The sequence below is a fragment of the Kitasatospora sp. NPDC058243 genome (genome assembly GCF_042882025.1).
Lineage (GTDB): Bacteria > Actinomycetota > Actinomycetes > Streptomycetales > Streptomycetaceae > Kitasatospora.
In genome coordinates, this window is the sequence record NZ_JBHVWW010000019.1 from 75,836 (window position 1) to 95,672 (window position 19,837).

At 74.6% G+C, this 19,837-nt stretch carries 17 protein-coding genes; 7 read left to right on the forward strand and 10 right to left on the reverse strand.

Going from position 1 to position 19,837, the window contains the following annotated elements; translation table 11 throughout:
• Window positions 1-116 precede the first annotated feature (116 nt).
• The 3 genes from ACFVX9_RS15545 to ACFVX9_RS15555 form a co-directional block, all read right to left on the reverse strand.
• Entirely contained in the window at window positions 117-2,300 is a 2,184-nt protein-coding gene (locus tag ACFVX9_RS15545) for a HEAT repeat domain-containing protein (protein ID WP_387982012.1), read from the reverse strand.
• A gap of 88 nt (window positions 2,301-2,388) precedes the next feature.
• A complete protein-coding gene (locus ACFVX9_RS15550) occupies window positions 2,389-3,171 on the reverse strand; it encodes a hypothetical protein (RefSeq protein ID WP_387982013.1) in 783 nt (260 codons plus the stop codon).
• 34 nt (window positions 3,172-3,205) lie between these two features.
• Window positions 3,206-4,138: an ABC transporter ATP-binding protein gene (locus ACFVX9_RS15555; RefSeq protein ID WP_387982014.1), complete on the reverse strand. Its 933-nt coding sequence runs from the start codon at window positions 4,136-4,138 to the stop codon at window positions 3,206-3,208.
• Window positions 4,139-4,349: 211 nt separating this feature from the next.
• Between ACFVX9_RS15555 and ACFVX9_RS15560 the strand changes: the two genes are divergently transcribed.
• Together ACFVX9_RS15560 and ACFVX9_RS15565 are read left to right on the forward strand one after the other, a co-directional pair.
• Window positions 4,350-5,534: a sensor histidine kinase gene (locus tag ACFVX9_RS15560; protein ID WP_387982016.1), complete on the forward strand. Its 1,185-nt coding sequence runs from the start codon at window positions 4,350-4,352 to the stop codon at window positions 5,532-5,534.
• Window positions 5,531-6,241 carry a response regulator transcription factor gene (locus ACFVX9_RS15565; RefSeq protein WP_079135315.1) on the forward strand — a complete coding sequence of 237 codons (711 nt, stop codon included), beginning with the start codon at window positions 5,531-5,533 and terminating at the stop codon, window positions 6,239-6,241. The genes ACFVX9_RS15560 and ACFVX9_RS15565 overlap by 4 nt, the downstream gene beginning before the upstream one ends.
• A 61-nt stretch (window positions 6,242-6,302) precedes the next feature.
• On the opposite strand, the gene ACFVX9_RS15570 is transcribed toward ACFVX9_RS15565, so the two are convergent.
• The 5 genes from ACFVX9_RS15570 to ACFVX9_RS15590 all read right to left on the reverse strand — a co-directional run bounded on the left by ACFVX9_RS15570 (window position 6,303) and on the right by ACFVX9_RS15590 (window position 11,915).
• Window positions 6,303-6,929: a Pycsar system effector family protein gene (locus ACFVX9_RS15570; RefSeq protein ID WP_387982017.1), complete on the reverse strand. Its 627-nt coding sequence runs from the start codon at window positions 6,927-6,929 to the stop codon at window positions 6,303-6,305.
• A complete protein-coding gene (locus ACFVX9_RS15575; protein ID WP_380376025.1) occupies window positions 6,926-7,885 on the reverse strand; it encodes a hypothetical protein in 960 nt (319 codons plus the stop codon). Before ACFVX9_RS15575 ends, ACFVX9_RS15570 begins: the two co-directional genes overlap by 4 nt.
• The gene (locus tag ACFVX9_RS15580; protein WP_387982018.1) at window positions 7,882-10,113 is read right to left on the reverse strand and encodes a hypothetical protein; all 2,232 of its coding nucleotides are present in this window, start codon (window positions 10,111-10,113) and stop codon (window positions 7,882-7,884) included. Before ACFVX9_RS15580 ends, ACFVX9_RS15575 begins: the two co-directional genes overlap by 4 nt.
• Window positions 10,110-11,123, reverse strand: coding sequence for a hypothetical protein (locus tag ACFVX9_RS15585; RefSeq protein ID WP_387982019.1), 1,014 nt, complete (start codon window positions 11,121-11,123; stop codon window positions 10,110-10,112). The genes ACFVX9_RS15580 and ACFVX9_RS15585 overlap by 4 nt, the downstream gene beginning before the upstream one ends.
• Window positions 11,124-11,279: 156 nt before the next feature.
• On the reverse strand, window positions 11,280-11,915 hold the full coding sequence (locus ACFVX9_RS15590) for a Crp/Fnr family transcriptional regulator (RefSeq protein ID WP_387982021.1): 636 nt from the start codon (window positions 11,913-11,915) through the stop codon (window positions 11,280-11,282).
• Between the two features lie 498 nt (window positions 11,916-12,413).
• On the opposite strand from ACFVX9_RS15590, the gene ACFVX9_RS15595 reads away from it, so the two are divergent.
• The 5 genes from ACFVX9_RS15595 (at window position 12,414) to ACFVX9_RS15615 (ending at window position 17,091) form a co-directional block, all read left to right on the forward strand.
• Window positions 12,414-14,033 carry a sensor histidine kinase gene (locus ACFVX9_RS15595; protein ID WP_387982022.1) on the forward strand — a complete coding sequence of 540 codons (1,620 nt, stop codon included), beginning with the start codon at window positions 12,414-12,416 and terminating at the stop codon, window positions 14,031-14,033.
• A gap of 17 nt (window positions 14,034-14,050) precedes the next feature.
• A complete protein-coding gene (locus ACFVX9_RS15600) occupies window positions 14,051-14,437 on the forward strand; it encodes a roadblock/LC7 domain-containing protein (RefSeq protein WP_208869028.1) in 387 nt (128 codons plus the stop codon).
• A gap of 126 nt (window positions 14,438-14,563) precedes the next feature.
• Window positions 14,564-14,926, forward strand: a complete 363-nt coding sequence (locus ACFVX9_RS15605) for a DUF742 domain-containing protein (protein WP_063345928.1) — start codon at window positions 14,564-14,566, stop codon at window positions 14,924-14,926.
• Window positions 14,907-15,524 carry an ATP/GTP-binding protein gene (locus ACFVX9_RS15610; RefSeq protein ID WP_063345929.1) on the forward strand — a complete coding sequence of 206 codons (618 nt, stop codon included), beginning with the start codon at window positions 14,907-14,909 and terminating at the stop codon, window positions 15,522-15,524. The genes ACFVX9_RS15605 and ACFVX9_RS15610 overlap by 20 nt, the downstream gene beginning before the upstream one ends.
• 97 nt (window positions 15,525-15,621) lie before the next feature.
• Window positions 15,622-17,091, forward strand: coding sequence for a cytochrome P450 (locus ACFVX9_RS15615; protein WP_387982024.1), 1,470 nt, complete (start codon window positions 15,622-15,624; stop codon window positions 17,089-17,091).
• Window positions 17,092-17,101: 10 nt separating this feature from the next.
• Here ACFVX9_RS15615 and ACFVX9_RS15620 read toward each other — a convergent pair whose 3' ends face one another.
• Complete coding sequence (locus tag ACFVX9_RS15620; RefSeq protein ID WP_387982026.1) at window positions 17,102-18,766, reverse strand: purple acid phosphatase family protein; 1,665 nt, start codon at window positions 18,764-18,766, stop codon at window positions 17,102-17,104.
• 220 nt (window positions 18,767-18,986) lie between these two features.
• On the reverse strand, window positions 18,987-19,625 hold the full coding sequence (locus ACFVX9_RS15625) for a DUF4360 domain-containing protein (RefSeq protein WP_063345932.1): 639 nt from the start codon (window positions 19,623-19,625) through the stop codon (window positions 18,987-18,989).
• Between the last annotated feature and the right edge of the window lie 212 nt (window positions 19,626-19,837).

Here is a 19,837-nt window from a genome sequence, read left to right on the forward strand (position 1 = left end):
GCACCGAGGGGGGAAACAACAACCCGAAGGGCGGGGGGATCCCGCGGCCCGAACGAACGACACGGGTGCGTTGCCTCCCTCCCCCTTGGTGGGGAGGCCGGCACCGCGTTCGCCGTTCAGCCTCCGGCCACGGCGGCCAGCAGGGCGCGCAGGGCCTCGTCGTCGCGGATGCCGGCGCCCGCGAAGCAGCCCCCGACGATCCGGCGGTCGCGCCCGGCGAGGTCGGCCAGGCGGCGGCGCTGACCGTCGTCCAGGGCGGTGGTGCCCAGGGCCGCCAGGGCCTCGCCCGCGCCCCGGAGGTCCGACCCGGTCTCGGCCGCGCGCAGGGCGGCCTCGACCAGGCGCCCTCGGTCGAGAGCGGCGCCGTCGGCCACCGCGAGGAGGGCCAGCACGGCGGCCGGGGCCTTCACCCGGTCGGCGAGCAGCCCGTCGAGCCTGGCGGTGAGCGGGCGGGCGGCCGGCCCCAGGAGGGCGGCGACGCGGGCCGCGCGGACGGCCGTCCGGTCGAACCACGCCCCGTCATCGGCGCGCCGCAGGACGCCGTCCAGGATCGGGACGACCTCGGCCGCGGCCCCGGTGATCCGCCACAGCGCGTCGGCCACCGCCAGGTCGGCCTCCAGCACCGGCGAGGTATCGGGCACTGGGGAAGTGTCGGGCATCGGGGAGGTGTCGGGCATCGGGGAGGTGTCGGGCACGCCTCCGGCGCTCAGCGCGGCGCGCAGGGCAGGGGCCAGCGGGAGTGCCTCGGGGCCCAGGCCGGCGGCGGCCCGGGCGGCCTCGGCGACCGCGTACGGGCCGGCCGCGAGCCGGTCGGCGAGTGCCCCGAGCAGCGCCTCGGGATCGCCGGTGAGGTCGTACAGCGCCCGGGCCGCCGCGACGGAACCGGGCACCTCCCGCAGCGCGGCGGCAGCGCGGTCACGCTCCGCCGCCGGGCCGTCCACCGCGACGGCCGCGACGGCGGCCGCCGCCTCCGGGCGGTGCGGCAGCACCGCGCACAGCTCGGGCAGGGCCGAGGCGGCCGCGCGGCCCCACTGGCGCACCAGGCGGAACAGCTGGTGGTGCTCGTTGCCGCCGAGCTGCCCGGCCGTCAACCGGGCGCGGACGGCCGCGAGCAGCTCGGGGTCGAAGGGGAACGGCGCGTCGGCGGGGGCCCGCTGGCCGGCCGCGGCCTCCAGCGCGCGCGGGCGCCGGCCCAGGGCACGGGCGAGCAGCGGGGCCGCCGTCCGGGGTGCGACCAGGACGAGCGCGGCCAGGGCCTCGTCGGCGGGCCCGTCCTCGGCCTGCGCGGCCCGGGCGGCCAGCCCCGGGGCGGCCTCGGCGGCGGCCGGGCCGAGGTTGCCGAGCAGGTGCGCCACGTCGGGGTCGGCGACGAGCTGGGCGAGCGCCGGAAGCAGCCGCCGGGGCGCGCTGCGCGACAGCTGGCAGGCGTGGTCGGCCGCCCAGACGGCCTCGGCCCGTACCTCGGGGCGCTCGTCGCGCAGGGCCCGGTCGAGCAGGGCGTAGGCGGCGTCGCGGTCGGCGGGCGTCTCGCGCAGCAGCAGCTCCTCGGTGATCACGCGCAACGGCTCCCGGCGGTCCAGGTCGTACCGGTCGGCGGGCAGCAGGGCGAGGACGGCGGCGTGGTGGGCGCCCGTCCACGGCTCGCCCGCGTCCAGCCCGGCGAGGACCGCGGCCAGGCGCAGCGGCGCCGGCGTGCCCTCGCCCAGCAGCGGCCCGACCTCGGCCGCGGCCCCGGACCGGTCCAACCGGCCGAGAGCGGTGAGCAGTTCACCGCGGACGACGGGGTCGGTCTCGCTCGCCCAGCGGCGACGCAGCGCGGGCAGGGCGGCCTCGACGGCCCTGGTCTGGCCGACGGCCCAGGCGGCGGCCTGCCGGACGGCGGCGCTGCCGTCCGCCAGCAGCGGCAGCAGCAACGGGAGTTGGCCGACGACGGCGGCCCGGACGGGAGCGGGCGGGACCTCCCCGCCGCCCTCCCGCTCCCCGTCCCGATCCCCGTCCCGCGCTCCGTCCCACTCACCCTCGCTCTCGGCCAACCCGCCGAGCAGGCCCAGGACTTCGACCGTCCCGCAGCCGGCCGCCGCGATCCGGGCCAGATAGGGGACGGCGTCCGCGCTGGCCGTGTACACCGAGCCCTGGTGGAGGATGCACGAGTAGAGCTCGGCGAGCGCCTCGTCGGCCTGCTCGCCGCCGGCGGCGAGCGCGCGCAGCAGGCCGGGCAGGTTTTCGGCGGGTCCGTAGGCGTGCGAGACGGCCGCCCAGGGGTGGGCGTCGAGTCCGTCGAGGGCGTGGGCGAGGTCCATGGGCGGATCATCGCAGCCGCCACCGACAGTACTCGGGCGTCCCGTAGTGCTCAGGCCTCCCGGCGGGTCAGGCGTCCCGGCGGGAGGGTCAGGCATCCCGGCGGGTCAGGCCGAGGGCGGCCAGGGTGAGGGCGACGGCGAGGTAGCCGGCGAGGGTGGCCAGGCAGCCGGCCGCGCCGAGCCGGTCGGTGCCGCCCGCGGAGGCGACGGTGCTGCCCAGGCCCTCGAAGACGCTCTGCAGGCCGAACCGGGTGGCGCCGTCACCGAGCGGCGCCAGCAGCATCGGCGAGAGGAAGAACAGGCCGAACAGCACGGCGACGGCGCCCGCGGTGTGGCGCACCAGGAAGCCGAGCGCCAGGCCGAGCAGGGCGAAGACGGAGAGGAACATGCCGCAGCCGACGACCGCGCGCGCCACGCCCGGGTCGCCGAGCGACACGGCCAGGTGCTTCCCGGCCAGGGCCCGTTGGCCGAGCAGGAAGGTCAGGAACGCCAGCAGCTGCCCGAGCAGCGCCGACACCCCGCCGACCACCAGCGCCTTGGCCGCGAACACCTGGCCCCGCCGGGGCACGGCGGCCAGGGTGCTGCGGATCTGGCCGGTGGTGTACTCGCTGGAGGCGGCCAGGGTCCCCAGCGTGCCGATCGCCAGGACAGCGACGTAGAAGCCGCCGGAGAAGCCGTAGCGGACGGGGTCGAAGCGCTCGCGCTGGACGGCCGTCCAGACGTCCCAGTTGTCGGCGGCGCTGCCGTAGTCGATCAGGCCGATGAACAGGGCGGCGGCGAGCGCGACGACGGCGGTGAGCGGGGTCGCGCGGACGCTGCGCAGCTTGACCCACTCGCCGGCCAGTGCGCCTCGGGTGGTGGGGGCGGTCATGTGGTCCTCTTTCCGGACGTAGTGGTGGTGACCGTCATGCGGTCCGCCTTCCGGACGTACCGGTGGTGGCGCGGTAGTCGACGGTCTCGCCGGTGGCGTCCAGGAACGCCTGCTCCAACGAGGCCTGCCGGACGGTGAGTTCGTGGACGCCGAGGCCGTGCGCCGCGGCCAGCTCGCCGATCGCCGCCGGTTCCAGGCCGCCGACGGCCAGTGCCCCGCCGGGCTCCTCGGTGACCGGGGCGGCCCCGGCGGCGCGCAGCAGCCGGGCCAGTTCGGCCGGCCGGGCGCAGCGGACCAGGACGTCCGTGCGCGCGTTCTCGGCGAGGAAGTCGGCGGTGGGGCGGTCCGCGACGAGCCGGCCGCGCCCGATGATCACCAGGTGGTCGGCGGTGACGGCCGTCTCGCTCATCAGGTGCGAGGAGAGCAGGACCGTCCGGCCCTCGGCGGCCAGGTCGCGCAGCAGGGTGCGGATCCAGTGCACGCCCTCCGGGTCGAGCCCGTTGACCGGTTCGTCGAGCAGTAGGACGGGCGGGTCGCCGAGCAGGGCGGCGGCGATGCCGAGGCGCTGCTTCATGCCGAGGGAGAACCGCCCGGCCTTGCGGCGGGCCGCCTGTTCCAGGCCGGTGCGGGCCAGCACCTCGCGGACCCGGGACGGCCCGATGCCGTTGGTGACGGCGATGCCGAGCAGGTGGTGGTAGGCGGAGCGGGCGGGGTGGACGGCGCCCGCGTCGAGCAGCGCCCCGACTTCCCGCAGCGGGCGGCGCAGGGCCGCGTACGGCCGGCCGTTGACGGTCGCCCGCCCGCTGGTCGGGGCGTCCAGGCCGAGGATCATCCGCAGCGTGGTGGACTTGCCCGAGCCGTTCGGCCCGAGGAAGCCGGTGACCTGTCCCGGCCGGACCGTGAAGGTCAGCCCGTCCACGGCGACGGCGCCGCCGTAGCGCTTGGTGAGGTCGCGTACCTCGATCATCGTGGTGCCTTTCCGGGTTTCCTGGTCGGCCGAGGGGGCCGACGCGGGCTCCACGCTCCCGCCCGGGCCCGGTGCGGGGCGTCCCGCCGTGGGGGGAGATCACGGCGTTCGGCGGGGCCGGCCTCTGCCCGTGGTCGTAGGCCCACAGGGCGATGCCGGGCGCGGGGGCCGCCGCTAGCCTGGGGAAATGCCCCGTGCTCCGCATCCGCCGGTGACCAGGAGGCTGCGCCCGGGCCACTGGGTCGCGGTCGACCTGGCGGTCTCGCTGGCCCTGACCGTGCTCACCTGGTTCCGGGTGCTGGACGCCTACCGGGTGTTCGACCCGCACCACCGCGGCTACCCGAAGCCGACGTCGGCGGAGCTGGTGACGGTGCTGGTGTGCGTGGTGGCGGTGGGCGCGGCCGCCGGGCTGCGCCGGCTCGCGCCGGTGGCCGCGGCCGGGGTGGTGTTCGCCGCCTGGGCGGTGGTGGTCGCGGTGGCCGGGCAGCTGACGATCGCCAACCTGGCCGGGTTCCTGGTGGTGGTCGCGGCGGCGATGGTCGTCTACCTGGTCGCGACTGCCGGGCCGATGCGGCTGGGCCTCACCGTCCTGGCGTTCGGCCTGGTCGGGGCCGGGCTGAGCCGGTTCGGGTCGCGGGAGCTGTGGAACAACCTCGTGCTGTCCGCGCTGGAGGTCGTCACCGCGTGGGCGCTCGGCTGCGCGGTGGCCCGCTACCGGGCGTACGGCGCCGAGTTGCGCCGGCACCAGGTCGACCTGGCCACGGCGGAGCTGGCCGAGGAGCGGATCCGGCTGGCCCGGGAGCTGCACGACGTGATCGCGCACAGCATGAGCGTGGTCAACGTCCAGGCCGGGTACGGCCGTTTCGTGATCGGGCGGAATCCGGCGCAGGCCGAGCAGGCGCTGGCCGCGATCCAGGCGGTGAGCCGGGACGCGATGGTCGAGATGCGCGGCCTGCTGACCGTCCTGCGCGGCGCCGACGGGGCCGGGCTCGCGCCCGCGCCCCGGCTGGCCGATCTGGACCGGCTGGTGGCGAGCAGCGCCGAGGCCGGGGTGCGGGTGGAGCTGCGGGTGGGCGGCGTGGTCCGGGAGCTGTCCGACGGGGTCGAGCTGTCCGCGTTCCGGATCGTCCAGGAGGCGCTGACCAACGTGGTGAAGCACGCGCACGCGGCCGAGGCGCGGGTCGCCGTGGAGTTCGAGGAGGAGGCGCTGGTGCTGGAGGTGAGCGACGCCGGTCGCGGCGGGCCGGTCGGGGTCGGCGGGCACGGATTGGCGGGAATGGCCGAGCGGGTCGGGCTGTACGAGGGCCGGTTGGAGGCCGGGCCGCTGCCGGGCGGCGGGTTCCGGGTGCGCGCCGTGCTGCCGCTGGCCGACGCGGGCGGGCAGGAAACGTCGTGACGGGAGACGCCGCGAACGGGGCACCCGCCGGCCCACCGATCCGGGTCGTGGTGGCCGACGACCAGACCCTGGTACGGGCGGGCCTGGCCGGGATCGTGGCCGCCGCCGACGGCTTCGAGGTGGTGGGCGAGGCCGCCGACGGGGCGCAGGCCGTCCGGCTGGCCCGCGCCGGGCAGCCGGACGTGGTGCTGATGGACATCCGGATGCCGGGCACGGACGGCCTGGCGGCCACCCGGCAGATCACCGCCGAGAGCGCCGTGCGGATCCTGATCCTCACCACCTTCGACCTCGACGAGTACATCTACGGCGCGCTGCGCGCGGGGGCGTCCGGCTTCCTGCTGAAGTCGACCCCGCCCGAGGAACTGCTGGCCGCGATCCGGGTGGTCGCCGCCGGGGAGGCGCTGCTGGCCCCGAGCGTCACCCGCCGGCTGATCCGCGAGTTCGCCGCCCGGCCGGCCGCCGAGCCGGCGACCGCCACGCCCGGCGGCGACGAGCGGGAGCGGGTCCTGCGCGCCGTCACCGGGCGGGAGTTGGAGGTGCTGACACTGATCGGCCGCGGGTTGACCAACGCCGAGATCGCCGAGCAGCTGTCCGTCAGCACCGGCACGGTCAAAACGCACGTCGGCCACCTGCTGGCCAAGCTCGCCGCCCGGGACCGCGTGCACCTGGTGATCACCGCCTACCGCGCAACCCTCGTCGAGTCCTGACGGCCGCCCGCCCCAGGAGCCCTGGGGCGGACCGTGGACGGGACATCTCCTCAGACCGGCCTCAGGCCAGCCGCAGGGTCAGCGCGAACTGGGGCAGCGCGAGGAGCAGCACGGCGGTTCCGACCTCGATCCAGCGGTACTTCGCCCGGATGATCGCACTGGTCCCGGCCAGCGAGGACAACAGCGCCCCCACCGGATCACGACCCCCGCACTCGAAGGCGCGGCGCAGCCGCTCCACCCCCGCACCCGGCGCGATGTGCCCGAAGTAGGCCGGGCTGGTCGGGGCCTGCCGCTCGCCCTTCCGGTACCGGGGGACGAGGGCGGCCACGAAGCAGGCGACGGCCAGCAGCGCGCTCACCACCGCGCTCCACCACAGGAACGGCACCGCCCAGGCACGGGGCCCGGATCCGCCCCCGCCCCCGCCCCCGCCCCCGCCCCCGCCCCCGCCCCCGCCCAGCGGGATGAACACCCCGAGAACCGCGCCGGTGAACGCCAGGAACACGGCGGCCTTGGCGTCGGCCCGGGTGAGCTCCATGCTGTTGGCGGCCACCAGGCGCTCGATCGCCGCCACCGCCGACGGGCTCGGGGCGGCGTCCGGGGCAACGTCCGGGGCAACGTCCGGGGCAACGTCCGGGGCGGTGGTCGGTGCGGTCGGCACCCGGCCGCCGGGTATGCCGGCGGCGGTCACACCGGGCTCCCGTTCGCCACGCCGCCCGCCCAACCGTTGGCCTGCGAGCGGATCTTGACGAACTCCGGCCCGGCGCCCTGCGGCCCGGGTCCCGGCACCCGCCGTCCGAGCGCGATGAGGCGGTCGCGCAGCATCCGGGACAGCTCCTGCCTCTCCTGTTCGCTCAACTTGCCGAGCATCAGCGCCAGTTGGTCCTGCCAGGTGGTCTCACCCCGGAGCAGTTCGGCGTGGCCGACCGCCCAGTCCAGGACCTCCCGGACCTGGTCCGGGTGTCTGGCCAGCCAGAGCGCCGCGAGCGACACCGGGCCCTCCTGAACGGCCCGGCGGCAGAACGCGTACTCGTCCTCGCTCTTGTCCATCCAGTTGTAGGGCACGTCCGCCCCGTCCGGCTCCCCGAGCCGCAGTTCGGCGTCGTGCTCCCGGGCGGACACGTCCGTGACTCGGTAGCCGAGGCCGCAGTGCGGCAGGAGGTGGGGCGTCGCGAGGTAGTGCATCAGCTCGGCCTCGGTCAGCCCGTGCCCGGCGGTGGCGAACTGCTCCTTGAGCTGGCGCAGACGCTGTTCGAGATCCTTGCGGACCGGCAGCCAGCCCCGCACGGTCCGCGCCCGCACGACGTTCACGGCGTCGTGCACCCACCACAGGACGTGGACGTCCACCGACTTCGTGCCGTACGGGGTCGACAGGCCGACCGCCCGGATCCCGGACCGCTCGTCCAACTCGACCAGGTACGCCTCGTCGAATCCGCGCAGGCCCGCCCGGACGGCCACCGGGCCCTCCAGGTCCGGGTCCTCGTCGGCGCGGGCGCGGCGGCGGTGCCCCACCTGGTGGTAGAGCCCGTCCCGGTCCAGCAGGACGAGCGCACGGTCGCGCCGCCCGGACCAGCGGTGGCGCAGGATCTCCCGCCACGGCGCCTGGGTGGCGCGGGCGTAGACGGGCGAGTCGCTGTCGGCGGTCATCGGGCTCCTCCATCGGCGGGGGCGGGCCGGTACGGCTGCGGTTCGCCCCGGCGCCAGGCGTCCAGGGCGTGCTGGGCGATGCGCCGTCCGGCCAGGTCGGGGTTGTCGGCGGCATCGATCTCGACGAACAGGCGCAGCTCACCGCGACTCATCTCCTGGGCGAGCGCGGTCAGCAGCGTCTCCACGACGGCGCGCAGCTGTTCGTTCCAGACCGCCGAGGCGCACCAGGAGAGCAACGCGGTGCAGGTCTCGTCGAAGAGACCGTCGTCGTCGAGCGATCGCCGGATGAAGGTGATCACGGTGTCGGTGAACTCGCCGACGGTGAGCAACTGGCCCTGGAACCAGGCGCGGTCCCACAGCAGTCGGGGGAAGGTCCGGAGCGCGAGTTCGGCCCCGTGCCCCGGGCGGTCCGCCCAGTCCACCAGCTCGCGCAGGACGACCGGCTGGTTGCCTGAGGCGAAGAGCTCCCACAGCGCATCGTCGACGGCTGTGGCGACCGCCCTCTCGTCCCCCTCCTGCCCCCGGTAGCAGCCCCGCAGCAGCGACAGCGCGAGCTCCGGACGGGACACTCCGTACTCCCTTCCACAGGCGTCCGCGACCGTGGCGCGCAGCCGCCAGCTGCTCGCGCGGCTCCAATACCTGAGTCGGTACTTGACCTCTCCGGCCAGTACCGGGTCCTGCCCCGCCATACTCAGCGCGAAGGCGGCGGTGCTGCGGCTCCGCCTGCGGTCCGACCCCGCCAGCTCAGAGATGTGGTCCAAGGCTCGCCTGCTGCCACCCCAACTGGCAGCCATACCCACCACGCGGCCGACGGACTCAGCGAGTTCGGGCTCCCCGCTGGGGGCGTCCTTCATCCACTCGGTCAGCAGCCCGGACAGTTCGCCGTACTGCCGCCAGACGTGCCGCAGCACCGTCTCGGCCTGGCGGTGCCGGGTGAAGCGCACCGGTTCCACCGTGTACGTGTAGCGGGAGGTCGCCCGGATCTCACCGGGCGCGCACTCGGCCCGGACGGTCGCCAGGAGTTCGTCCAGCGACCGCCGGAAGACGAAGCGCGGGTTCGGGCGGGGGGCCTCCCGGCTCACCACGCCGCTCTGGCCGTCGTCACCACCCGTCGGCAGGACGGAGTCGAGACGGCCGTCGGCCAGCTTGAGCAGCCGGACGGCCTCGTCCCGGACGATCCGGTGGTCGAGTCCTTCGAAGACGCTGGTCGCCAGCAGGAACGCGAGTCCGTCCGGGTCGTCGTGCAGCTTCTTCAGCAGGTCGGGGACCTCCTTCTCGGCGAGGAAGCTGAGCCGCCTGCGGAGATCGGCGAGGTCGGGGCCCTCGTCGCCGGCCCTGGCCACCTCGGCGACCAGTTCGGCGACCTGGGCGGGGACCAGTTCCGACGCCAGGAGGTCATCCAGTCCCGGCCGCAGCCGCTCCAGCAGGTGCCGACGCCGGTCGGGGTCGGGGACGGCGGCCTTCAGACGGGCCTCGAAGACCACGCCGGGCGGCGGGGGCACGCAGCGCACCGGGGTGAGGTCCAGGTCGCGGGCGAGGCTGCGGAGCAGGTCCGGGTCGTGCGGCAGCATGACCACCATGCGCGCCTTCGCGTCCGCCAGCAGACGGCGGAGGTTGGCGACCACCGCCGGGCCGAGCCGGAGGGTGGGCAGCAGGCCGTGCACCAGGTACCCGCGGGCCTCCGCGTCGCGGGGGCGCCAGGTGGACAGGTCCTCGTCGCTGTCGAGCGCGCGCAGCTTCATGCTGTGCCCGCTGTGCTGGGACAGCAGGTTGAGGGCCGCGGTGCGGCGCCCGGTGCCGGGCTCGCCCGCCAGGAACAGCAGGCCGGTGTCCAACTGCCCCAGCGCCGAGGGGAACCACTCGGGCTGGGCGAAGCCGGCCCGCGCATCCAGGATCTCCAGTGCGGAAATCGGGCCTTCGTGCGCCTCCACGTGCGGGCCGCCCGGGGCGGACGTCGCGCCGGCGTTCTCGACGCGCTGGTCCCCGTGCACGGCGCCGGTGTTGATGTTGCCGTTCGGGGCGTAGATCAGATGGGGCCCACCGGGGGCCGCCCAGCGGCCGAGCCGGCTGAGGAACTCCCGGTCGGGGTCGGCAAAGTCGTCGGCGTCGTCCGGGTCCGGGTATCCGGGCTCGGTCCCGTCCTGGCCGGGCGCCGGGCCGTTGGACGCCGGGCCGTCGGGGCGGTCGCCGGACTGGCCGGCGCCGGACGGCCGCTCCTCGGCGCTCACCGGCGGCGCTCCTTCTTGTCACCGTGGAAGGTGTCGCCCTGGTTGCCGTGGACCGTACCGGCCTTGTGGCCCGCCACGTAGTCGCCCCCGAAGGAGTCGCCGCGCACCTTGGTGACCCGCTGGTCGCCCTCCACCTTGGTGACCTGTTGGCCGCCCTCCACGTTGGTGACGTGCTGGCCGCCGTGCACCGTGCCGCCGCCGTTCACGTTTCCACGGTCGGCCCGGTAGCTCACCGGCCCGCTCCCCGCGCGGCCTCCATCCGCCTGCCCGGCCGAGGGCTCCGCCGCCGCGGCCTGCGCCCGCTCGTGCTCCCCGACCACGGCGTCGCCCAGGATGCGGCGGTCGTAGAGGTTCCCTGAGGGAGCGGGCACGTACAGCCAGGCCCGCTGGTCGAACGGCTTGCCCTCTACGGTGGCCGGCACCTCGATGAAGTGGTCGGGGTGGCGGCCGGTGAATCCGCCCGCCACCGCGTCCTGGTAGCAGCGGTCGGACAGGATGGCGGCGACCTGGGTGATGCTCTCGTTGGAGGCGGCCAGCATGGCCTTCACCGGGCGGGAGTCGAGCAGGCGGTGGGTGTCGTTGCGGGGCGTGCCGTTGCCGTCGAACTCGCCGCCGGAGTCGGGCAGCGGCCCGATGTGGAGGCTGACCCGCAGCCGGATCCGCACCGTCCCGACCGAGTGCACGTTGAACTCGGTCAGCACCTCCTGGAGGGTGTGCAGCCACGGGTGGATCAGGAACGGCATCCACGCCGGGTCGAAACCGAATACGTAGCCGTCGCCGGTGGAGGCGGGGAACCGGCGGCCCTGCCAGACCTCGGCGAGTCCGGCGCGCTCGAAGGACCACTGGAGGACCTTCGGGACGGCCTGGCTGATCATGCCGTGCTCGATGGCCGGGTAGCCGGTGAAGTCCTTGGCGTCGACGGCCACGATGCCCCGGTACGGCGGCAGCTGGCGGCTCCGACTGTAGGGCAGGGCGCTGGCCTCGGGCATCGGCTGGTCGGACTGCGACATCTGTGCTCCTTGTGGTTCCCGTGCGGACCGTGTGCCCCAAGCTTCGCGAGCGCGCGCCGTGCGGTGTGCTCGCTCAGTGCGGAAACCTGGTGACGCCCGTCACACGAACTGACGTGGCATCAGCCGTGCGGGCCCTCCGAACGAACCGGCGCCGCGTCAGTCACGCGCCCCACCGGCCACCCGCCGCAGGGCGAACAGGTCGCCGATGACGATGGACTTCCGTCCGGCGTGGACCTGGTGGGAGCCGAGTTCGGCCAGGCCCGCGGTGACGGTGTTCCGGGACACCCCGAGGTGCTGGGCCAGTTCGTCGCGGGTCAGGGCGAGTTCCGTGCGCCGCCCCGGCGGCCCCGCCTGGTCCGCGGAGACGTCGGCCAGGGTGGCCAGAGCGGCCGCCAGCCGGGCCACGATATCGCCGCCGCTGCGGGCGAGGTCCGACTCCCGCAGCCTGCCGATGGCGTAGCGGACCATCACCGGGAACAGGTCCCGGTCCGTGACGAACCGCAGGAACGCGGCCTTGGTGAGGACCGCGACCGTGCAGTCCGAGATCGCCTGGACGCTCGCCGAACGGACCCCGTCGTCCAGCACGGCCACCTCGCCGAGCAGTTCACCGGGGCCGCGGAACGCCAGCAGCCTGACGTCTCCGGTGCGCTCCCGTCGGGTCACCTTCGCCACCCCGCTCAGCAGGGCGAGCACGTGCGTTCCGGGCTCCGCCTGGCGCAGCAGGGTGGCGCCGATCGGATGCCGGCGCTCGAAGGCCTCCGCCAGCATGCTCTTCCAGGTCGCTTCACCCATGAGTCGGCACAGGGTCTGGCCCAGGGGGTCCGCCGTTTGGCCGTGATCGTTCATGCGACGACCTTAGGAGCCGCCGCGACGGGTGCGCAGACGGATGCGGTCTCCCGCCGGAATTTCCCTTGGGCGCCCCGGTGGTGGCGGCCCCCGGGAGGGGGGTCGGTCCGGTCGGGGTTGGCGCAGAGGGTGCGTCTTAGCACGAACTGGACTGATGGGGCGGGGAATTGGCGAAGAAACCCTTCGCATGAGCGAATCCGGGGCGGGTTGGCGGTGCGGGCGGGGCGGGGCGAGAAGCCTGGTGGCGGGACGGCGGCCGGCCGGGGCTGAGACTGGTGTGCGAGATGTCCGGCATGTCCGGCACTTCGGGACAAGTCGGCTGTACAGCTGGATTCTTGAGTTTCCGTCAGGATTGTCCTGAACTTGGCTATGCTGCATCACCATGCCTCCGGCGCCGGCCGTCGCCCGTCCCCGTACTGTTCCGATCGTTTGAGGATGCCGAGAATGCTTCGAGCTGGATCATCACCCGCCAGACGGCCGTCCGCGCCCCTGCTCGGGTGGCTGCTGCCCACCGCCGTGATGGCGGCGGCCGTGGCGGCCGCCGCGGCGGTGGTGTCCGCCGGGGTCCGTGCGGAGGTGCTCTGGTGCGGGGCGACGGGCACGGTGCTGGTGGCCGTGGTGGCCGCCGAGTCGGCCCGCCGGGGGCGTGCGCTGGCCGCGTTGCGGGAGCAGCACGCCCGGCAGGTGGGCGAGTTGCAGCGGCGGCTGGCCGGCCAGGAAGCCGAGGCGGTGCGGCTGGCGAAGGAGGAGCTGCCGAGGTTGGTGGCCCGGGCCCGGTACGGCGCGTCGATGGACAGCCTGGCCCGGTCGTACCAGGTGCGCGATCCGCTGGCCGCGCCGAAGTTCCGGGGCGCTCTGGAGTCGGTGGTGCGCGGGATCATCGTCGCCGTCGACGACGAGGTGAACCGGCGCGACTCCGCCGAGCGGGCCTTCGTCAACATCGCCCGCCGGGTGCAGGCGATCATCCACCGGCAGGCCAAGGACCTGCGCGAGATGGAGGACCGGCACGGCAACGACCCGGCGGTCTTCGACGACCTGCTGCGCCTGGACCACGGCAACGCGCTGACCGGCCGCCTCGCCGACAGCATCGCCGTCCTGTCCGGCGCCCGCCCCGGCCGCCAGTGGACCAGGCCGGTGGCGCTCTACAGCGTGCTGCGCGGCGGCATGTCGCGCATCCTGGAGTACCAGCGGGTTGACCTGCACCCGGTGGCCCAGGTGTCGGTGATCGGACCGGCCGTCGAGCCGCTGATCCACGCCGTGTCCGAACTGCTCGACAACGCCACCCGCTACTCGCCGCCGCACACCCATGTGCACCTGAGCGCCGCCGAGGTGCAGAGCGGCATAGCGATCGAGATCGAGGACGGCGGCCTCGGCCTGACCGACGAGGCCCGGATCCGTGCCGAGCGCAGTCTGCGCGAGGCCCAGGTCTCCAAGGACCTGGACGACCTCACCGAGTCGCCCCGGCTGGGCTTCGCGGTGGTCGGCCGGCTGTGCCAGGCGTACGGCTTCCAGATCTCGCTGCGCCGCTCCGCCTACGGCGGCGTCCGGGTCGTGCTGGTGGTGCCGCAGGAATTGGTCACGACCGCGCCCCCGACCGGGCGGGCGCACGGGATCGGCGCGTTCTCCGGCCCCCGGCCGCTCCCGGCGAACCCGCCCAAGTCGGCGGCCCCGTCGCGGCCGTGGGGGGCGCGGGCGGCGACGACCGGCATGACGGGGCCGTCCGCCGGACCGTCCTTCGGGGCGTCCGGTCCGTGGGCGCCGAGCGGGCCGGGCCCGGGGGACGACGAGGTGGTGGTGACCGAGCGCACCGCGAACGGCCTGCCGCAGCGGCGGCGGCGCCCGCCGACCCCTCCGGCGGGCTACCCCGGCTCGGCCCGGACCGCCGGACAGTACGGCAACCCGGCCGCAGGCCCCGCCCCGGGGACGGGAGGGCGCCACGCCAAGGAGCCGGTACAGCCCGGCCTCTGGCTGGAGGCGTTCACCGAGGGGATCAACGGCCATGGGCCGGCTGCGAGTTCGGCCGGTCAGACCAGTGAAGAGACGGCAGGGAAAGGCGAGCAGTGATTCCGCACCGCAGCAACATGGACTGGATCCTCAAGGACCTCGCGGACAGCGTGCCGTACATCCGCCACATCGTCGTACTCTCCGGCGACGGCCTCCGGATCGCCCAGCACGGCACCGATCCGGACACCGCCGACCGGCTCGCCGCCGCCTGCGCCGGGCTGCAGAGCCTGGCCGCGGCGGTGGGGCAGGAGTTCCCGCACGGCGACGGCTCGATGCGGCTGGTGGTGATCGAGGTGGACGGCGGCTTCTTCTACCTGATGGCGGCCGCCTCCCGCGCGTACCTCGCGGTGCTCGCCGACGAGGGGGTCGACGCCGGACTGGTGGGCCAGCAGATGCGCGACCTGGTCGCCCGGATCGGCGAGCACCTGGCCACTCCCCCGCGCAACCCCGAGGTGGTCGCGTGAACCGGCCGGAGCGGCGGGCGGTGCGCCGTCCCGGTCGCGACCGGGAGCGGGACCGCGACAGGGACCGCGACCGTCTGACCCGGCATCGCGGAGCGGGCACATGAACGAGCACAGCGAGGCGGGCACATGACGACGGCCGACCAGGACGGGTGGGACGGCCCCGACCCCGCCCGCCTGTACGTGATCACCCGCGGCCGCAGCGGCCCGGCCGGACCGGGCGTCTTCGACCTGGTCACCCTGATCGTCTCCCGCGCGGAGCCGACGCCCACCATGCAGCCCGAGCACGCGGCCATCCTGCGGCTGTGCCGCTCGCCGCTCTCGGTGGCGGAGGTCTCCGCCTACCTCGAACTGCCCACCAGCGTCGTCACCGTGCTGCTGGCGGACCTGCTCGACGACGGGCGGATCGAGGCCCGCGCCGCCGTCCCCAAGGCGGAACTTCCCGACCGTGCCCTGTTGGAGGCGGTGATCCATGGACTTCAAAGGCTCTGACACGGTGGTCGGGCCGGCCGCCTCGGACCTGCTGCCGGACTCCGTCGCGATGGCGGTCAAGGTGGTGATCGTGGGCGGCTTCGGCGTCGGCAAGACGACGCTGGTCGGCTCGGTCAGCGAGATCCGCCCGCTGACCACCGAGGAGACCATGACCCAGGCCGGGGTCGGCGTGGACGACCCGACCGGGGTCGAGCGCAAGACCTCCACCACGGTGGCGATGGACTTCGGCCGGATCAGCATCAGCGACCAGCTCGTGCTGTACGTGTTCGGCACCCCCGGGCAGGAGCGGTTCTGGTTCCTCTGGAACGGCCTGTTCGAGGGCGCCCTGGGCGCGGTGGTGCTGGTGGACACCCGCCGGCTGGAGGTCAGCTTCGAGGTGATCGGGCGGCTGGAGGACCGCGGCGTGCCCTTCGTGGTGGCCGTCAACGACTTCCCGGAGGCGCCGGCGCACCCGGTCGACGAGTTGCGGGCCGCCCTCGACCTGCCGCCCGAGGTGCCGATCGTGGCCTGCGACGCGCGCAGCCGCGAGTCCAGCCGGGACACCCTGATGACCCTGATGCGGTACCTGTACGAGCTCGCGGCTCCGACCGCCCGCTGACGACCGCCCGCTGACCGGGCCGGCCATGCGCGCCCGCGCGCCCCGCCGGCCGAACCCCCCGTCCGCCCCGCCGACCCCACCCGACCCCGGAGAGCCCGTGAGCACCCCGTTCCCCGACGATGCCGCCCCCACCCCGCCGCCCGGCTGCCCGGCCCACGGGCACGCCCTCGAACCGTTCGGCCCCGGCGGCGTCCGGCGCCTGTACGGGCCGGAGGCCGAGGCCGACCCGGCGGGCCTGTACGAGAAGCTGCGCGCCGAGCACGGCGAGGTGGCCCCGGTCCTGCTGCACGGGGACCTCCCGGCCTGGCTGATCCTCGGCCACGGCGCGAACATCACCGCGATGCGCTCGCCGTCCCTGTTCTCCCGCGACTCCCGCCTCTGGTCGGCGTTCCGCGACGGCGACGTCCCGATGGACTCCCCGCTGATGCCGGTGATCGCCTGGCAGCCGCTGTGCGTGTTCGCGGACGGCGAGGAGCACCGGCGGCTGCGCGGCGCCGTGCTGGACGGCCTGAACCGCTTCGACCGGCGCGGCGTGCGCCGCCACGTCCGGCGGTTCACCACCGAGCTGGTGCAGGTGGTCGGGCAGACCGGCCGGGCCGAGCTGGTCACCCAGTTCGCCGAGCACCTGCCGATGCTCGTCATGACCCAGCTGCTCGGCATGCCCGACGAGTACGGACCGCAGCTGGTGAACGCCGCCCGGGACCTGATGAAGGGCACCGAGACGGCCATCGCCAGCAACGAGTACGTGGTGGCGAGCCTGCGCCGGACGATGGCCGCCAAGCGCGAGGACCCGGGCGGCGACCTGGTCACCTGGCTGCTGGAGCACCCGGCCGGGCTGACCGACGACGAGGTGATGGAGCACCTGCGGGTGGTGCTGCTCGCCGCGAACGAGACCACCGTCAACCTGATCGCGGACACCCTGAAGATGGTGCTCACCGACCCCCGGTTCCGCGCCCACCTGTCCGGCGGTCAGATGACCCTGGGCGAGGCGCTGGACCAGGTGCTGTGGGACTCCCCGCCGATGTCGCTGGTGGCCGGCCGCTGGGCGACCGTCGACACCGAACTGGGCGGGCAGCAGATCAGGGCCGGTGACCTGCTGCTGCTCGGACTCGCGGCCGGCAACGTCGACCCGGTCGTCCGGCCCGACCTGGCCACCCCGCTGTACGGCAACCGCTCCCACCTCTCCTTCGGCGCCGGCCCGCACGAGTGCCCCGGCCAGGACATCGGGCGCTCCGTCGCCGAGGCCGGGATCGACATCCTGCTGACCCTCCTGCCGGACCTGCGGCTCGCCGTGCCGGAGGAGGAGCTGACCTGGACCTCCGCCTGGATCTCCCGGCACCTGGTGGAGCTGCCGGTGGAGTTCACCCCGCGCGAGATCGAGCCGCACCCCGACTCCAAGCCGGTCGACGCCCCGGACCCGGCAGCCGTCACCGCACCCGAACCCGCGCCGGCGGTGGCAGTGGAGGAGGCGGAGGCGGTGGAGAAGGCGGAGGCACCGGCCGCCGTCCGGATCCCGGCGCAACGGCGCGGCTGGTGGCGGACGTTGACCGGCCTGTTCCGGCGCTGACGAACCGTCGCTAGTGGCGGTCGGTGCGGGGCCGCTGCAGGGTGAAGGTGTCGACCGGGGTGAGGTCCCCGTGCGGGCCGTCGAAGGTGTAGTACGTCACCCGCATCCTGGTCAGACCGCCGCGCCGGTCGCCGGGGTCGACGTCGAAGGCCGCGAAGCCGTGGGTGTGCTGCCGGTCCTGGACGGCGGCCCACGGGGCGTCCTCGGTCAGCCACACGGACTGCCGGTACGGGGCCGGCGGGCGCGGCGCGTCCTCCAGCGCGACGACCACCCGGCCCTTGGGCTCCCCGAACAGGTCGTCCTGGGTGGTGGCGGCGTTGCCGCCGGCGCCGATCACCATGTGGACGGTGCCGCGGCTGGTGTCGACCGTGTGCAGGTCGGTACCGGACGGCACCGGGGTGCGGGTGTCGTTGGGCAGGGTCCCGCGGACGGGGTGGGAGCGCTCGTAGTAGTGCTCGTGGCCGCTGACCACCAGGTCGACCCCGTAGGCGTCGAACAGCGGGCCCCAGGCCTCGCGGATGCCGAGGTCGCTGCCGGCGCCGTGCTGTGAGCTGGAGATCATCGGGTGGTGCATGCAGACCACGATCCAGTCGATCGCCCGGCTGCTCCGCGCCGACCGCAACTCGCGCTCCAGCCAGCGCTGCTGGGCCCCGCCGGAGTAGCCGCGCAGATAGTGGTCGCCGCTGTCCTGGATGGCCACGTCGTCGTTGGCCAGGCTGATGAAGCGCACCGAGCCGACCGTGAAGGCGTACCACATGCCCCGGGTCTCCGCGTCGTCGGCGGCCGTGGAGTCGGGCAGTTCGAAGTAGGTCTGGTAGCCGAGGGCGCCGATCGGGCCGTTGCCGGCCTCGTTCTCGCCGTTGCCGGCGCAGGGCATCCAGGGGCGCAGCCGGGCCGAGCGGCTGTTGTTGATGAACCAGTCGGCCCAGGTCAGCGTGCGGCTCTGGCCGTGCCGGCCGCTGTAGGAGGCGTAGCAGAGGTCGCCGTTGACCAGGTTGAACAGCGGGCCGACGCGTTCGACGGCGGCGACGATGTCGGCGGAGTGCGGGGTGCCGACCTGGCTGCTGGTGAACACCGGGTACTTGCCGAGCGGTGACGGCATGCCGTCGGGGAAGACCACCTGGCGGCGGAGGTTGGGGGTGGCCTGGTCCCCGAAGCTGGTGAAGGTGAAGGGCGCGCGGCCGCGCGGGGCGGTGGTGAAGGAGCCCGGCTCGGGGCTCGCACCGTCGTGGCCGGCGGTGTAGAGGTACGTGGTGGCGGGGCGCAGGCCGGTGAGGCGGGCGTGGTGGACGTACACCTCCTCCTTGCCGAGGGCGTCCCGGTAGGTGCGGGTCTGCGCCTCGACGACCCGGCCGAGGCCGCCGTCCGGTGAGCCGAGCCGGACCTGCGGGCGGCGCACGGACTGCGGGGTGATCCAGGAGACCGTCATGTCGGCGGACGGGTCGGTGCCGAACTGCAGGTGCAGCCCGCTCACGCTGGGCGCCCCGGTCCGGTGCGGGGTGGACTGGAGCAGCGGGCTCGCGGCGGGCCCCGCCTCCTGACCTGTCTCCGGGCTTGCCTCCGAGCCTGTCTCCGGGTCCGCCGCCGCGGCCGGTTGGGCGGCCGCACCGCCCGCGACCAGCGCGGCGCCGGCCGCGGATGTGCCCTTGAGAATGGACCTGCGTGCGATCGTCATGGAGCTCCGCCTGCCGAGTGGGGGTGTCGACCCGGAGCACTGTACAGACATGTGCATGCAGAAACGATCGATATGACGGACGGTCACCACCGGTACGACGGAGGGCATGCGTCGGCCCCGGCGGGGGTCGGGGGCTCCGCCGGGGCCGGGCGCAGGGGGTCGAGCTCAGGGGTCGGGCACAGGGCCCGGGGGTCAGGCGCCGAGAATCAGGCGCCGGGGATCAGGGGCACTGCTTCCAGGCGAGGTGGTAGACGGTGTTGATGCTGCCGTCCGTCGAGTCCATGGTCATGAAGCTCGTGGTGCTGTTCGGGTCCGAGCTGCCGGCGCCGACCCGCAGTTCGGTGTTGATGTTGAAGTTGCGCTCCTCACCGCAGGGGGCGAAGACCAGGGCCGCGACGTCGACGGTGTCGGTCGCCTGCCAGTTGTCGTCCTTGGGGCCGTTGAAGTGGTGGCTCAGCTGGGCGGTCGCGGGGTCGCCCTGGAAGTAGTAGCTGGCCTGCTGGGTGCCGCTCGCACCCTTCTCCAGGTGGGCGAAGCCGCGGTAGTCGGCGGAGGCGATCGCGTAGGTGAACCCCTGGGGGACGTGCACCCGCAGGTTGAGCTGACAGTTCTTCCGGAAGTCGGTCGGCTTCGAGCCGACCCCCACCTGGGCGAGGTAGCTGCTGTAGGTCACGGTGAAGGCGGTGTTGTCCGGGGAGACGGCCACGGCGGCCGTCCCCGCCGGGCAGCCGGAGCCGTTGACGGTCGCGACGTCGATGACGATCCGATCCGGCGGCGTCGGGAGCGCGCCGGCGCCGAGGGCCGGCGAGGCGAACAGGGTTGCGGCGATTCCGGTCGTGGCCAGTACACGGAGCAGCATGGGCTTCCCCTTCGATCGTCCACGGAGCCGGGGCCGGCGCGGTCACGTTCGCAGCGCCTTGACGTTCCGAACGCCTTGACGATTGGAGCGCGGCCCCGAAGTTGACATGGCTATGTCACCACACTCGGGGCGTCCGCGTACAGGGGGTGACGCGCCTCCCGGGTGACCTGCGGGCGTGGGTCCGGCGGTCCGTCGACGGGGCCTCGCATAGT